This window comes from Dietzia sp. Alg238-R159, assembly GCF_900537145.1.
Classification (GTDB): Bacteria; Actinomycetota; Actinomycetes; order Mycobacteriales; family Mycobacteriaceae; genus Dietzia; species Dietzia kunjamensis.
On the sequence record NZ_UNRI01000001.1, the window covers coordinates 1 to 13,469 of the forward strand.

General features: G+C 70.3%; 15 protein-coding genes. 7 read left to right on the forward strand and 8 right to left on the reverse strand.

Annotation, left to right across the window (positions count from 1 at the left end; genetic code table 11):
- Positions 1-122 precede the first annotated feature (122 nt).
- Together G6R20_RS00005 and G6R20_RS00010 are read right to left on the reverse strand one after the other, a co-directional pair.
- Positions 123-389: an XRE family transcriptional regulator gene (locus G6R20_RS00005; protein WP_163375188.1), complete on the reverse strand. Its 267-nt coding sequence runs from the start codon at positions 387-389 to the stop codon at positions 123-125.
- Positions 390-607: 218 nt separating this feature from the next.
- Positions 608-1,135: a hypothetical protein gene (locus G6R20_RS00010; protein WP_163375189.1), complete on the reverse strand. Its 528-nt coding sequence runs from the start codon at positions 1,133-1,135 to the stop codon at positions 608-610.
- Positions 1,136-1,307: 172 nt separating this feature from the next.
- Between G6R20_RS00010 and G6R20_RS00015 the strand changes: the two genes are divergently transcribed.
- Entirely contained in the window at positions 1,308-2,762 is a 1,455-nt protein-coding gene (locus G6R20_RS00015; RefSeq protein WP_163375190.1) for an MFS transporter, read from the forward strand.
- 9 nt (positions 2,763-2,771) lie between these two features.
- Here G6R20_RS00015 and G6R20_RS00020 read toward each other — a convergent pair whose 3' ends face one another.
- The 5 genes from G6R20_RS00020 to G6R20_RS00040 form a co-directional block, all read right to left on the reverse strand.
- Positions 2,772-3,011, reverse strand: a complete 240-nt coding sequence (locus G6R20_RS00020; RefSeq protein ID WP_061228629.1) for a zinc-ribbon domain-containing protein — start codon at positions 3,009-3,011, stop codon at positions 2,772-2,774.
- A gap of 50 nt (positions 3,012-3,061) precedes the next feature.
- Positions 3,062-3,949 carry an alpha/beta fold hydrolase gene (locus tag G6R20_RS00025; protein ID WP_163375191.1) on the reverse strand — a complete coding sequence of 296 codons (888 nt, stop codon included), beginning with the start codon at positions 3,947-3,949 and terminating at the stop codon, positions 3,062-3,064.
- The gene (locus G6R20_RS00030; protein WP_163375192.1) at positions 3,936-4,496 is read right to left on the reverse strand and encodes a polyketide cyclase; all 561 of its coding nucleotides are present in this window, start codon (positions 4,494-4,496) and stop codon (positions 3,936-3,938) included. Before G6R20_RS00030 ends, G6R20_RS00025 begins: the two co-directional genes overlap by 14 nt.
- Before the next feature lie 88 nt (positions 4,497-4,584).
- Positions 4,585-6,849 (reverse strand): catalase, encoded by a 2,265-nt coding sequence (locus G6R20_RS00035; protein ID WP_163375193.1) that lies wholly within the window; start codon positions 6,847-6,849, stop codon positions 4,585-4,587.
- 167 nt (positions 6,850-7,016) lie between these two features.
- Complete coding sequence (locus G6R20_RS00040; protein ID WP_163375194.1) at positions 7,017-7,655, reverse strand: TetR/AcrR family transcriptional regulator; 639 nt, start codon at positions 7,653-7,655, stop codon at positions 7,017-7,019.
- A 182-nt stretch (positions 7,656-7,837) separates the two neighbouring features.
- Here G6R20_RS00040 and G6R20_RS00045 point away from each other — a divergent pair, with 182 nt between their 5' ends.
- From G6R20_RS00045 to G6R20_RS00065, 6 genes are all read left to right on the forward strand, one after another.
- Positions 7,838-8,965, forward strand: a complete 1,128-nt coding sequence (locus tag G6R20_RS00045; protein ID WP_240341200.1) for a phosphotransferase family protein — start codon at positions 7,838-7,840, stop codon at positions 8,963-8,965.
- A gap of 101 nt (positions 8,966-9,066) precedes the next feature.
- Positions 9,067-10,173, forward strand: a complete 1,107-nt coding sequence (locus tag G6R20_RS00050) for a hypothetical protein (RefSeq protein ID WP_163375195.1) — start codon at positions 9,067-9,069, stop codon at positions 10,171-10,173.
- Positions 10,174-10,214: 41 nt separating this feature from the next.
- A complete protein-coding gene (locus G6R20_RS00055; protein ID WP_163375196.1) occupies positions 10,215-11,468 on the forward strand; it encodes an AI-2E family transporter in 1,254 nt (417 codons plus the stop codon).
- Positions 11,455-11,835 (forward strand): hypothetical protein, encoded by a 381-nt coding sequence (locus tag G6R20_RS00060; protein WP_240341201.1) that lies wholly within the window; start codon positions 11,455-11,457, stop codon positions 11,833-11,835. Before G6R20_RS00055 ends, G6R20_RS00060 begins: the two co-directional genes overlap by 14 nt.
- Positions 11,832-11,957, forward strand: coding sequence for a hypothetical protein (locus tag G6R20_RS18965; protein WP_275898228.1), 126 nt, complete (start codon positions 11,832-11,834; stop codon positions 11,955-11,957). Before G6R20_RS00060 ends, G6R20_RS18965 begins: the two co-directional genes overlap by 4 nt.
- A 101-nt stretch (positions 11,958-12,058) precedes the next feature.
- Complete coding sequence (locus G6R20_RS00065) at positions 12,059-12,967, forward strand: alpha/beta fold hydrolase (protein WP_163375197.1); 909 nt, start codon at positions 12,059-12,061, stop codon at positions 12,965-12,967.
- Positions 12,968-13,041: 74 nt separating this feature from the next.
- Here G6R20_RS00065 and G6R20_RS00070 read toward each other — a convergent pair whose 3' ends face one another.
- Positions 13,042-13,452 (reverse strand): hypothetical protein, encoded by a 411-nt coding sequence (locus G6R20_RS00070; RefSeq protein ID WP_163375198.1) that lies wholly within the window; start codon positions 13,450-13,452, stop codon positions 13,042-13,044.
- Between the last annotated feature and the right edge of the window lie 17 nt (positions 13,453-13,469).

The following is a 13,469-nucleotide window of genomic DNA, read 5'->3' on the forward strand; positions in this document are numbered from 1 at the left end:
ACGGAGGGCACATGCGAGCGAACAGGGAGGGGCAAGGCCAAGGGGGGAGCTGTGCTGTCGAAATGCCAAAGCGGGACGAAAGACGAATCAGGTGGCGGCCGGGCCGAGGGGGTCAGGGGCGGTCAGGCCAGTACGCCGGGGGATCCGTCGGTGGCGTCGAGGTAGCCGACATCGCGCAAGGCCGCCTCGAGAACCCGGACATACGGAAGATGCAGTTCGGTAGCCATGCCATCGAGAGTCGCTCGGGCCGGCAGGCCGCGCAGACCGCGGGTGCGCCACAAGTACAGATTCTGGCGGGTGATCCCGATTCGGCGGGCCAGCTCGGCCTCACTGACGCCGTAGGTGTGCTTGTGAGCATCAATGAGCTCGACCAGGCGAGAGGTCTCCATAGTCCCGAGTATTCGCCTGCGCTGAGTATGTCGTCAAGTAGTAGTGGACGCTCTCAAAAAGTACTACTTTACATAACGATAATTAGCGGCACTTCTAATTCCGCTGGTGAGTGCACATCCGGAGATGCTCACGTCCGCTACTGGAACCGGTTTGGCAACCGACACGATGCTGGCCCGGAGCGGCTGCCCGGTCCGGGTGCTGCGCGCCCCCGGCGTCGTCAGCCGTCGTAGGCGACCGTCTCCACGACGATCGGCCCGGCGACGGCCCCGCCGGTGGTGGTGAGTCGGTATTCGACCCGGCCCGGGCCGGTGGAGATCTGCGCCTCGTAGGGGTGGGAGATCGGATCGGGGATGCCCGTCGAGATCCGCGGGAACGGGACCTGCGCGACCTTCTCCCCGGTGGCCCCGGTGTCGAGGTTGCGCCACGAGAGGGTGGCGGTGAGGTTGCACGGACCCACCCCGGCGACGGCGAAGGCCCAGGCGACGGACGCCGTGTCCGGGTACCCGTCGCCGTCGAGCGTGGTGGAGATCGCGCCCGCGCACAGCCCCGTGGGTGAGCCGCCCACGGCGATCACGCGGTCGGGAGCGGGGAACAGTCGCGGGATGGCCTCGGAGGAGTCCTGGGCGTTCGCGGTGGCCGGGGCCGTGACGGCGGCGGTCAGTGCGACGGCCGTGGCGGCGAGGAACGCCCCCACGGAGACGGTGGGCCGGCGGGTGATCCGCCGGGTCGAGCCGGTGGTGTCCACCCGCTCATCGTCGCACTGCGGACAGCGGCAGACAATAGTGGGCGAGGATTCCGCCACGTCGGACCGCCATGTCGAACACGGTGGCCGTGCCCGGAACGAGAACCCGTTCGACACCTGTCTGTAATGTCCGACGAGAGGCTCCGGAAGCGAGCCTCGGTCGGAAGGACACGGGATGATGGCACGAACGCGCGGTGGGGACGCCGACACCGTCCGGTCGGACGAGAACGGTCTCATCGCGGTCCTCGCCTTCGGCGGCATCGTCATGTCTCTCAGTCAGACGCTGGTCATCCCGCTGCTGGGCATGCTGCCGGCGATTCTCAACACCTCCGCGGTCAACGCCTCCTGGGTCGTCACCATCACGCTGCTCGCCGGAGCGGTGGCCGGTCCGCTCATGGGACGACTGGGAGACCTCTATCCGAAGAAGTACGTGCTCATCGGTTGCACGGCGGTCATGGTCGTCGGCTCGGTGCTGTGCGCACTGGCCACCTCGCTGTGGCCGATGCTCATCGGGCGCGCCCTGCAGGGCGTGGGAATCGGTGTGATCCCCATCGGCATCGCCACGATGCGCGAGATCCTCCCGGCGCGTCGACTCGCACCGGCGATCAGTCTGATGAGTTCGTCGCTCGGAGTGGGAGGGGCGCTCGGGCTCCCGGCGGCGGCCGCCCTGGCGCAATACGGTTCGTGGCAGTGGATGTTCTGGGGGTCCGGGGCCCTGGGCGTGGCGATCATCGTGATGATGATGGTGCGTCTTCGGACGCTGCCGGCCGCCAAACCGGACGGCACGCTCGACGTCATCGGCGCAGTGGGGCTCGCGATCGCCCTCATCTCGCTGCTGCTCGCGGTGTCCAAGGGCGCCGACTGGGGCTGGAGCTCCCCGTTGACCCTCGGCTTGCTGGCGCTCACCGCGGTGTCACTGCCGGGATGGGCGCTGTGGGTCCTCCGGCACCCGTCACCCATCGTGGACCTGCGGGTTGCCGCCCGTCGCCCCGTCCTGATGACCAACATCGCCTCGGTGACCATCGGCATGGGCCTCTATGCGCAGCTGCTGATCATGCCCCAGATTCTCCAGCTCCCGGTCGAGACCGGACACGGGTTGGGCCAGTCGATGGTGGCCATGGGGTTGTGGAGCGCGCCCGGCGGGCTGGCGATGATGGCGGTCTCCCCACTCAGCGGGAGACTCATCGGCACCCGCGGCCCCAAGACCACGCTCATCCTGGGAGCGCTGGTGGTCGCGGTCGGCTATGCGTCCGGGTTGTTCCTCATGGGATCGACCTGGGGTGTGATGACCGTCGGCATCGTGGTGAGCGGCGGTGTGGGGCTGGCCTACGGTGCGATGCCCGCGCTGATCATGGCCTCGGTCCCCACCTCCGAGATGGGCTCGGCCAACAGCGTCAACACGCTCATGCGCTCCATCGGCACCACGACCTCTGCCGCGGTGCTCGGCGTGCTGCTCACCCAGATGTCCATGGACTTCGAGGGGCTGTTCGTCCCCACCGAGACCGGATTCCGGGTCGGTCTGATGTTCGGCTGCGGCGCGACCCTCCTTGCCGCGGCGGTCGCCGCCACGATCCCGCCACCGTGGGAGGACAAGGCCACGGCCCCAGCGGTGCCGGCGCGGGAGAGCTGAGCGGCCGGATCAGTACGCGCCGGACAGGATCCCGTCGGCCCGCGACCGGTCGATCTTGGTGGTGATGCCGCACGCCGTGCACGTGGCCGTGTACGACGACCCCAGCGGGATGATGGGGATGAAGAACAGGGAGAACGCTCGCTTCCGACGGTCGACCCGCTGTGCGGCGACGTTGCCGCAGTTCGGGCACGTGGCCCGGGCCAGCCCGAGGTTCCGGGACGAGTTCTTGAAACCGAAGATGAAGAACATCGGCCCAGCGTGACACCGCACCGGGCCGCGCGCACCCGGTGCGGTGGAGTTCAGGACCCGGGACCCGAGCCGTCCGCGGTCGACCGGGCGCGGGCCACGATTGCATCGGCCAGCTCTGCCGGCCGCTCGTCGGGGATCCAGTGACTGACCCCGCCCATCTCGACGAACCGGTAGTCGGAGTCCACGTGCCGGCGGGTCCGCTCGGCGCCCCCGCGGCCCAGAGCCGGGTCGCGGTCACTCCACACGAACATGGTGGGCACACGGACCGGCGCGGTCGAGCGGGACGGTGAGGCGAAGGGCAGGGCCCGGTACCAGCCGAGTCCCCCGGGGATCGCGCCGGCGACGACCATCTCACGCCGGTAGCGCTCGATCATCTCGGGCGTCATCCCCATCCCGGCCAGGGCCTTCTCGGGCAGCGGACCGGCCGAGGTGAGCAGTCGCTCCGGCAGGAACGGCAGCTGGAAGAGCCCGATGTACCAGGATCGCCGTAGCTGATCGGAGGCGACCATGGCCTTGAGGAAGGCGGCGGGGTGGGGGACCGACACGGCGGTGAGCGTCCGGACCCGCTCGGGGTGCGCCCCGGCGACACCCCACGCCACGGCGGCGCCCCAGTCGTGACCCACCACGTGGGCGTCGGGCAGGCCGGCGGCGTCGAGCAGCGCGAGGACGTCCCCCACCAGTTCCGACAGCCGGTACGCGCGCCGACCACGGGGGCGGGCGGACTCGCAGTACCCGCGCTGGTCCAGCGCCAGGGTGCGGTACCCGGCCGCGTGCAGCAGCGGCGCCACGAGGTCCCAGCTGGAGGTGCGCTGCGGGAACCCGTGGAGCAGGACGATCGCCTCGCCGTCGGCGGGCCCGGAGTCCACCGCGCGCAGCTCCATGCCGTCGCGGGAGAACCACAGGTCCGGCCGGTGGGCATTCGGATCAGCCGCGGACATATCCCCTCCTGACCGCCCGGTCGAGGATTCCGAGCGTCGCCTTGAGCGCCGATGCGTCCAGCACCGGCAGTACTCCCGAGTCGCGCCACTTCGGGTGCGCGTCGGACCAGTCGTAGTAGCTGACGACCTCGGTACGCGCCCCCTCGGCGCCGTCGCCATCGCCGTTATCGCCATTGCCCAGCGGGATGAGGCGGTAGCCGTAGGTGTGGCCGATCGGGGGCGTGATGGCCCCGTCGATGGTCCAGGCGATCTCGGCGTCCGGCTCGAACCGGGTGATGATCACCGTGACGTCGTACTCGCCCATGTCGTAGTCGCCGAGGGACTCGCGGTCCATGTGGACGACGAACCGGTCGCCCTCGGCGGTGACCACCGATCCTTCGGCCGCCTGGAGCATCCCCGAGGAGTCGATCGCCACGTGGCCGTCCGGATCGCACAGCACGGCGAACACGCGGTCCGCCGGGGCCGAGATCACCCGCCGCGCCTCGAGGCGGAGGCCGGCAGGACTCTCGCGGGCGGAGGCCTCACGGGTGGCGGGGTGGTCGCTCATGGCCGAGACGCTACCCGCGCACGCCGCGGGTCGGGGACCTCTCGCGATCCCCGACCCACGGCGTCCGGCTACTGCTCCGTGCCCTGCGTCAGATGCGGGCGGGGTCGGGCCGCTCCCACGCCCGGTGGGTGGCCAGCAGCGGCTTGAGCGCGGGCAGCACGCCAGCCGCCGCGTCCACGGCGACCACGCCCGGCGTGTCCGACGTCAGCCCGAAGTCGACGTACCGGTCGATGGGCGCCAGGGTGGCGATGGCCTTCTTGTGTCGGTACATCTCGCTGATGAGTACGTCGGTCCGCGGGTGGGCGGGGAGGTCGACGACGACGAGGGCATCGAACTCGATGGACCGCTGCGTCTGATAGGTCCGCGAGATCGCGACCGTCGCGTCGGGCTCGCCCTCGCCCAGCCTGCCGCCGACCGGGCCGATCACGAGCGGGACCATGTCGTCGTCGAACACGGCCTGCTCGAGTTCCTTGACCGCGGCGACGTCGGAGTTCTCCGTGACGAGGATGCCGATCTGGCGCCCGTCGGACGGCCACTCCTTGCCGATCTGGGACAGGGCCGGGCTGGTGACGACCTCGGCCACGGGCACCTTCGCGGGCGCGGGCAGCCCCAGCCCCGACGCGACGGTGACGGCCAGGTCATGGTCGATGTGCGCGAGCTGCTCGACCTGCCGGATCTTGATGGCCTCCTCGTAGCACTTGCCCAGCTCGAAGGTGTACGCCTCGGCGACGTGCGCCTTCTCCACCTCGGTGAGGCTGGTGTAGAACAGCGTCGCCTGCGAGTAGTGATCGTCGAACGTCGCCGGGGCGTCGCGGACGACCTGCGCGTCGGCGATCTGCTGCGCCACCTCCACCAGCGCACCGTCGGTGGTGCCCGCCATGAACGGGCACCCACCGTCGAGGCTGTTGGGCTGGTACGGCGCCACGCCCACGTGGTCGGCGGACTGGTGGAAGCCGTCGCGGAGCATGTCGTTGACAGGGGCGTGGGGGCGGTTGATGGGGATCTGGCCGAAGTTCGGCCCGCCCAGACGCGTGAGCTGGGTGTCCAGGTACGAGAACAGTCGGCCCTGCAGGAGCGGGTCGTTGGTGACGTCGATGCCCGGCACGAGGTGGCCCGGGTGGAACGCGACCTGCTCGGTCTCCGCGAAGAAGTTCTTGACGTTCGCGTTGAGCGTCATCGTGCCGATCACCTGGACCGGCGCGAGCTCCTCGGGGACGATCTTGGTCGGGTCGAGCAGGTCGATGCCGTGGAACATCTCGCTCACCCCGTTCTCGTCGACCGTGTCCGGGAAGACCTGGATTCCCAGGTCCCACCTCGGGAACGCACCGGCCTCGATCGCGTCGGCCAGATCGCGCCGGTGGAAGTCCGGGTCCATGCCGGCGGTGATCTGGGCTTCCTCCCACACCTGCGAGTGGACGCCGAGGTGGGGCTTCCAGTGGAACTTCACCAGGCTGGTCTCGCCGGCGTCGTTCATCATCCGGAACGTGTGGACACCGAAGCCCTCCATCATCCGGAACGAGCGCGGGATGCCGCGGTCCGACATGTTCCACATGGTGTGGGCCTGCGCCTCGGTGTGCAGGGAGACGAAGTCCCAGAAGGTGTCGTGCGCGCTCTGCGCCTGCGGGATCTCGCGGTCCGGGTGCGGCTTGGCGGCGTGGACGACGTCGGGGAACTTGATCGCGTCCTGGATGAAGAACACCGGGATGTTGTTACCGACCAGGTCCCAGGTGCCCTCGTCGGTGTAGAACTTGGTCGCGAACCCGCGGGTGTCGCGGACGGTGTCGGCGGATCCGCGGTTACCGAGCACGGTGGAGAAGCGGACAAAGACCTCGGTCTCCTTACCCTCGGCAAAGACGCCGGCCTTGCAGACGCTCGCTGCGGCGCCGTTGGCCACGAACGTCCCGTGCGCACCGGCCCCACGGGCGTGGACCGCGCGCTCCGGGATGCGCTCGTGGTCGAAGTGCATGATCTTCTCGCGCAGGTGGTGGTCCTGGAGCAGGACCGGTCCGCGACGACCGGCCTTGAGCGAGTGATCGGTGTCGGACAGGCGCCCGCCCTGGGCGGTGGTGAGGAACTGGCCCTGCTGACGCATGACCTCCTCGCGGGCGGTGACCGAGCCGGGCGGCTCCGCGCCGGTCGGGCCGTACGGGGTCGCGCCCTTCTGGTCGGCCTTCGGCGGCAGCGGGCTGGTGGGTTCCGTGGGCTCGGCGACGGTCGGCGGTCGCGACCCCGGGGTGCCGGGGACGACGTCGGCGCTGCCGGCCAGGTCGTCGGCGAACTGTTCGGCCCTGTCGACGAGCTTCTCGGCCGCGGATCGGGCGGCGGACTTGGAGTCGGACTTCTTGTCGGGCATCGGCACTCCTTCGGGATGAGAATCGTTCTGGGTGCACTGGCTTTTCCAGCCGTGCAGGCGATTCTGCTCCACTGGCGAAGGTCTGCAACCTGTCGCGCGACCACCCGGACCGACGTAAACTTCGCGCCTCCGGGGCCGCCGACCGTGGTGAGTCGGTGACCGTCCGGTCAGCCCTTCCCTGGGGCGAGGGCGCCGGTCAGGAAGTGCGACGCCCGGGCACTGTTGAGCGTGATGTCGTAGTCCGGCGACTCACGCCAGTAGCGGATCACCGAGATGTAGGTGGAGCCGACCATCTGGGCGAGGAAGCGCAGCGGCAGGTCCTCGCGCACCTCCCCGGCGGCCACTCCAGGGGTCAACAGTCGCACCAGGGTGGACGTCAGCTTCTCGGTGCGGGCGGCGCTGACGGCGGGGACGGCGAGTTCACGCTCGAGCTCGCCGGTCAGCGACGCGAAGTAGACCGGCGCGGTGGCGGCGGTGGCGGCGACGTCCGCGAACAACCGATCGAGCCGACCCGCGGTGGTCAGCGGCTCGGACAGCAGGTCGTCGACCAGCAGTCCGAGAGTGGACACGTGGGCGTCGTGGAGGGCGATGACGATGCCGTGCTTGTTCTGGAAGTAGTTGAAGAACGTCGCGCGGGAGACGCCGGCCGCCTCGGCGATCTCCTCCGCTGTGGTCTCGGCGACCCCGCGTTCGGCGAAGAGCTGACGGGCGGCCTGCAGCAGGCTCGTGCGGACCGCGTGCTTGTTGTGCGCGCGCCGGGAGGAATCGGGCGGCGGTTCGGTGTCGATCGGCGGCCACGTCTGCATCTGGCGTCTCGTCCCCTCGTCCCCTCGTCAGCGGCTCAGCGGCTCAGCGGCTCGGTGGCTCGCAGTGCGTCCGGGTCCACGATATCGGTCGGCGTAAAACCTAGACGCAAGTCTACGTTCGTGGTGTGATCTAGCTCACCGCCTGGAAGAAGGGCGTGTCACCGGAAGAAGGAACGACGGACATGAGCCAGGACGTGACGGCGGACGACGTCAAGACCGACATCATCACCTCGACCACCGACCTCGACGAGGTCCGGGCCCGACTGGAGACGTGGCTGGCCGAGCGGGTGGGCAGCACGGGACCGGTCCGCGTGACGTCGATCCGGCGCCCCGAGAGCTCGGGCATGTCGAGCATCTCCGTCCTGCTCGACGCCGAGTGGACCGCGGACGGGCGCGACGAGCGCGCGGAGGTGGTGGCCCGACTCGCGCCGGAGGCCTCCTCGTTCCCGGTGTTCCCCGACTACGACCTGGCCGGGCAGGCTGCCGTGATGCGCGCCGTCCGCGAGCGGACCGACCTGCCGGTGCCCGACGTCCGCTGGGTCGAGGACTCGCCCGAGATCCTGGGCGTGCCCTTCCTGGTGATGGACCGTGTCTCCGGCCGGGTCCCCGTCGACAACCCGCCGTACGTGTTCGGCGGCTGGGTGGTGGAGGAGCTGGACGAGACCGGGCGGGCGCGGGTGCGCGACGTGAGCGTGGAGGTGCTGGCCCGGGTTCACGGCATCCCGGACCCACGGACTGCGCTCGGGGACGCCGCGCCGGCCGCCGGCGTCGACAGTCTCCGGGCCCACGTGGAGAACGAGCGCGCCTACTACGAGTGGACCCGCCGGGAGGACGGTCTCCGGATCCCGGTCCTGGAGCGGGCGTTCGACTGGATCGAGGAGAACTGGCCCACCGAGCTGTCGCCGGACGTGCTCTGCTGGGGGGACGCGAGGATCGGCAACATCATGTTCGACGGGGTCGAACCCGCCGCCGTGCTCGACTGGGAGTCGGCCACCCTCGCCCCGCCGGAGCTCGACCTGGGCTGGTTCCTGTTCTTCCACGACATGTTCCAGGAGATCGCCGAGCAGTGGGACTTCCCCGGCCTGCCCGACCTGTTCCCCCACGGCGCCGTGGTCGCCCGATACGAGGAGCTCACCGGGTCACCGGTTCGCGAGCTGGAGTTCTTCCGCACCTACGCCGCCCTGCGCCACGGCAGCGTGATGTCGCAGATCGAGCGCCGCCGCGTCCACTTCGGCGAGGTCGAGGCGCACGAGAACCCGGACGAGTACGTCCTGCACCACGCCATGCTCGCGCGGATGATCGCCGACTGACACCCGGGCGGACCGACCGCACCGCGACCGCACCACCCCACCGCCCCACACCGCCGCCCCCCGGCATGTACCGCCGGCCCAGAGCACTCCCAGGAGAGTCCATGACGATCAAGCCCGCGCCCCTCGACGAGTACCCGGTCCACCAGTCCCCGCTCTCGATGGCGCAGGTCGCCACGAGTGACCGCAACTTCTACGACCGCTACTACTTCAACGCCCATGACCGGACCGGGGACGTCTACCTCGTCACCGGACTGGGGGTGTACCCCAATCTCGGCGTGATCGACGCCTTCGCCACCGTCCGACAGGGCGACCGGCAACGCTCGGTCCGCTTCTCCGACGCCAGCGACGAGCGGTCCCTCGACTCGGTCGTGGGCGGGTACCGGGTCGAGGTGATCGAGCCTCTGCGGACCGTCCGCCTGCTCTGCGAGCACGAGGACCTCTCGTTCGACCTCACCTGGCACGGCTCGTTCGAGGCGGTCCTCGAGGAGCGGCACATGCTGCTCGACGGGCCCCGGCCGATCCTCGATGCCACGCGCTTCGCCCAGGTGGGCAGCTGGTCCGGCACGCTCACCGCCGAGGGCACCGACTTCACCGTGGATCCCGACGTGTGGATGGGCAGCCGCGACCGCTCCTGGGGCATTCGTCCCAGCGGCGACCCGGAGCCCAAGGGTCGCTCGGCCGACGAGCCGCGTGAGGGCCACTGGTGGACGTACGTCCCGCTGCGGTTCGACGACTACGCGCTGATGATCATCATGCAGGAGAGCCCGGACGGTCACCGCACCCTGAGCCACGCCACCCGCACGTGGAAGGACGGCCGGGTCGAGCAGCTGGGCTGGCCGCGCGTGGAGATCGACTACCGCAGCGGTACCCGGCACCCCGAGACCGCGCGGATCCACCTCACCACGCCCACCGGCGAGCCGGTGGTGGTGGGGGTGGAGAGCCTCGGCTACATCCCACTGAGCATGGGATCCGGATACGTGGGCGACCCGGACTGGCAGCACGGCCAGTGGAAGGGGCGCGGCTGGAGCCTGTCCACGGCGTACGACTTCACGGACCCCGAGCTCCTGGCGTTCATGCCGTACCAGACCATCGACCACATCGCCCGGGCCACGTGTGACGGCGCGGAGGGCTGGGGCATGTTCGAGCACGGCGTGCTGGGCCGCCACGATCCGAGTGGCTTCGTGGGCTGGACCGACCTCGCCCCGTGATGTGACCTGAGAAGTCTTGAAAAGGCTTTAACATCGAGGTCATGACCCAGGGCTCGCCGACCGCCACGCCCTTCGACCGTGCGCACCTGCCGTACCCGGTCGTGCTGGCGGCGGGCTGGTCGGCGTGCCTGCTGCTCATCGCGGGCGGCGGGTGGCTCGTCGGGCAGGCGGTCGGTCGGCTGTCGGTGATCATCGCGCCCCTGGCGATCGCGGTCCTGCTCGCGGCCATGCTCCGCCCGATGGTGGACCGCATCCCGGAGCGGGTCCCTCGGGCTGCGGCGGCCCTCGTCGTCGTCGTCGGGGTCCTCACGGTCATCCTCGCCGCGCTCGCGGCGGTCACCACCCAGCTCGCGACCGGCGTGCCCCGCATGCGTGACCAGATCTCGTCGGGCACCGACGCCGCCCTGCGGTGGCTCGAGGACGGTCCGCTGCACCTCACCGCGGACCGACTGCAGGAGGCCGTCGCCCAGGCCCGCACCTGGATCGAGTCGAACTCCGAGGCGGTCGCGGCCGGCGCGGTCCAGTTCGGGCACACGGCCGTGGACGCCGTGGCGGGCGTGCTCATCTGCCTGGTGTCGCTGTTCTTCTTCCTCTACCACGGCGAGAAGCTCTGGGAGTTCTTCGTCCGGTGGCTGCCGCGGGCGAGCCGCGAGCACGTCGACACCGCGTTTCGCCGCGGCTGGGGCAGCCTCGGCGCCTACACCCGCACGCAGCTCACCGTGGCCGCGATCAACGCCGCGGGCGTCGGCCTGGGCGCGCTGCTGCTGCGCGTGCCGTTCGTGATCCCCATCGTCGTGGTGGTGTTCCTCGCGTCGTTCGTGCCCATCGTCGGCACCCTCGTCGCCGGGGTGATCCCCACGGTCCTGGCGCTGGTCGAGCGGGGGCCGGCGATCGCGCTCGCGATGCTGGCGATCGTCGTGGTCGTCCACCAGCTCGAGTCGCACGTGCTCCAGCCACTGCTGATGGGCCATGCCGTGGCGCTGCACCCGCTGGCGGTGATCCTCGTGGTCACGGCCGGCACGTACCTGTTCGGTGTCGTGGGCGCGCTGTTCGCGGTGCCGGTCACGGCGATGGCCAACACGGTCGTGCGCCACCTCGCGGCCCGGGGCGGCAGTTCTGCCGGCGGCGGCGAGAACCTCGGGCCGGGCCTGGTGCCCGGGCGCGACGAGGTGTCCGGGCCCGACAGCGAGGCTCACCCCACCGGTGACGACGACGAGGGGCGCCTCCACCGCGACGACGACGAGACCGATCCCGCCGAACCGGCCACGAGAACCCCGGACCATGCGCCGCGGTGACGGGCGGGCCGCTGTTCGGACCCCCGGCGTGGTGGTCGTGCGCTCGAGCGTCGTGCCCGCGCCCCGGGACCAGGTGTGGGCGCGGGTCGTCACGGCCGAGGGCGTCGCGGACGAGTTCGGCCCGTTGCTGACGATGCGGTTCCCCAGGTCGCTGCGGGGGGCGTCGATCGCGGACCTCCCGCTCGGTCGCCCGGCGGGGCGGGCGTGGATCCTGCTGGCGGGGATCGTCCCGGTCGAGTTCGACGACCTGGTGATCACCGGGATGGAGGCGCCGCGCTACTTCCAGGAGCGCTCGAGCCTGGGTCGTGCCGCGTGTGGGAGCACCGCCGGGAGCTCGACGACCTGCCCGACGGCTCGACCCGGGTGACCGACACCCTGCGGGCCGAACCCCGGACGGTGCTGCCGGGACCGGTGGTGCGGATGGTGGTCGGTGCGCTGTTCAGGCATCGTCACCGGCGGCTGATCCGGAAGTTTTCGGCCCAGATGTGACACGGGGAACTGCGTGAACGTCCCCGCGGGGCGCACAATGACGGTAGGTGCTCCCTGCGACGAGATACGGCGCGGGAGGCCGTCCCCGAGGGGGAATCACTATGCAGACCGCGACACTTCACGGACGAGAGCTGGCCTACCGCGAGGCGGGAGCCGGCGAGGGCAAGCCGACGATCCTGCTCATCCACGGCATGGCCGGCAGCTCGACCACCTGGCGCGAACTCATCCCGCGCCTGGACGCCCACTTCCACGTCATCGCCCCGGACCTGCCCGGTCACGGGGAGAGTTCACTCGACTTCGACGACTACTCGCTCGGCGCGATGGCCTCCGCCCTGCGCGACCTGCTGGTGGTCAAGGGCATCAAGCGATGCACGGTCATCGGGCAATCGCTCGGCGGCGGCGTCGCCATGCAGTTCGTCTACCAGTACCCCGAGTACTGCGAGCGGATCGTCCTCATCGGCAGCGGAGGCCTGGGCAAGGAGGTCAACTGGATCCTCCGGATGCTGGCCGTCCCCGGCGCCGAACTCCTGCTGACGATCGGCGCGGCCCCGGTCTTCGTGAACGCCGGGAACTCGGTGGGGCGCTTCTTCTCCGGCCTGGGCATCCGGGCCGACGCGATCACCGAGTCCTGGATGTCGTACGACTCACTCAGTAGGCCCGGTCACCGCAGGACGTTCTTCAAGACGCTGCGCGCGGTCGTGGACAACCGCGGTCAGGCGGTGTCGGCGGCCAACCGGCTGCACCTGGCCGGGCAGTTGCCGTTCCAGTTGATCTGGGGCGACCGCGACCCGATCATCCCCGTCTCCCACGGGTACGCCACCCACGAGGCGATCCCCGGCAGCCGCCTGGCGATCGTCGAGCGGACCGGCCACTACCCGCACGTCGAGGACCCGGCGGCCGTCGAGCGGATCATCGTGGACTTCATGACCGAGACGCAGCCGGGGCACATCGACCCCGAGACGCTGAGCGCGCTGGTCACCGCAGTGGACGAGCCGGTAGACCAGCCGTAGGACACGACTCGGCCCCGACCCCCTTGAAAGGGAGCCGGGGCCGGGTGGGCGCTGTGGTGGGCGCCGGGGTCGGATCAGTCGTCAACCGGGTCGACGATGATTTCATCGTCGTCGTTTTCGCCGTCTTCGACCGGGACGTCGGCTTCGATTCCGCGGAGGATGTCGATCGCACCGGAGATGTCGCCGGACGACGCTGCGGCGATCGCCGCGTCGGCGTTGGCCTCACAGTCCTCGCCCGCCAGGCCCTGGGCGAAGCCGCCCACGGAGCCGAGGAAGTCGTAGGCGGAGATGGTGCCGCAGAGCTGCTGGGCCACGGCGGACACCTCCTCCGCGTTCTCGACGCCCTCGACGCCCTCGACCTCGCTGGAACCGGGAATGCCCTCGGACCCGTCGAGTCCGGGCAGGTCGCTCTGGGCGGCGGCGAGGCCGGCACCGGCGAACGACAGGGCGGCAGCGGAACCGATCACGGCGATGGTCTTCTTCATGGGGGTCACACCTTTCA

Excerpts from the sequence above, each read along its gene's own strand:
- G6R20_RS00005 (WP_163375188.1), bottom strand. The coding sequence starts at position 389 with ATGGAGACCTCTCGCCTGGTCGAGCTCATTGATGCTCACAAGCACACC.
- G6R20_RS00015 (WP_163375190.1), top strand. The coding sequence starts at position 1,308 with ATGATGGCACGAACGCGCGGTGGGGACGCCGACACCGTCCGGTCGGAC.
- G6R20_RS00020 (WP_061228629.1), bottom strand. The coding sequence starts at position 3,011 with ATGTTCTTCATCTTCGGTTTCAAGAACTCGTCCCGGAACCTCGGGCTG.
- G6R20_RS00025 (WP_163375191.1), bottom strand. The coding sequence starts at position 3,949 with ATGTCCGCGGCTGATCCGAATGCCCACCGGCCGGACCTGTGGTTCTCC.
- G6R20_RS00030 (WP_163375192.1), bottom strand. The coding sequence starts at position 4,496 with ATGAGCGACCACCCCGCCACCCGTGAGGCCTCCGCCCGCGAGAGTCCT.
- G6R20_RS00035 (WP_163375193.1), bottom strand. The coding sequence starts at position 6,849 with ATGCCCGACAAGAAGTCCGACTCCAAGTCCGCCGCCCGATCCGCGGCC.
- G6R20_RS00040 (WP_163375194.1), bottom strand. The coding sequence starts at position 7,655 with ATGCAGACGTGGCCGCCGATCGACACCGAACCGCCGCCCGATTCCTCC.
- G6R20_RS00045 (WP_240341200.1), top strand. The coding sequence starts at position 7,838 with ATGAGCCAGGACGTGACGGCGGACGACGTCAAGACCGACATCATCACC.
- G6R20_RS00050 (WP_163375195.1), top strand. The coding sequence starts at position 9,067 with ATGACGATCAAGCCCGCGCCCCTCGACGAGTACCCGGTCCACCAGTCC.
- G6R20_RS00055 (WP_163375196.1), top strand. The coding sequence starts at position 10,215 with ATGACCCAGGGCTCGCCGACCGCCACGCCCTTCGACCGTGCGCACCTG.
- G6R20_RS00060 (WP_240341201.1), top strand. The coding sequence starts at position 11,455 with ATGCGCCGCGGTGACGGGCGGGCCGCTGTTCGGACCCCCGGCGTGGTG.
- G6R20_RS00065 (WP_163375197.1), top strand. The coding sequence starts at position 12,059 with ATGCAGACCGCGACACTTCACGGACGAGAGCTGGCCTACCGCGAGGCG.
- G6R20_RS00070 (WP_163375198.1), bottom strand. The coding sequence starts at position 13,452 with ATGAAGAAGACCATCGCCGTGATCGGTTCCGCTGCCGCCCTGTCGTTC.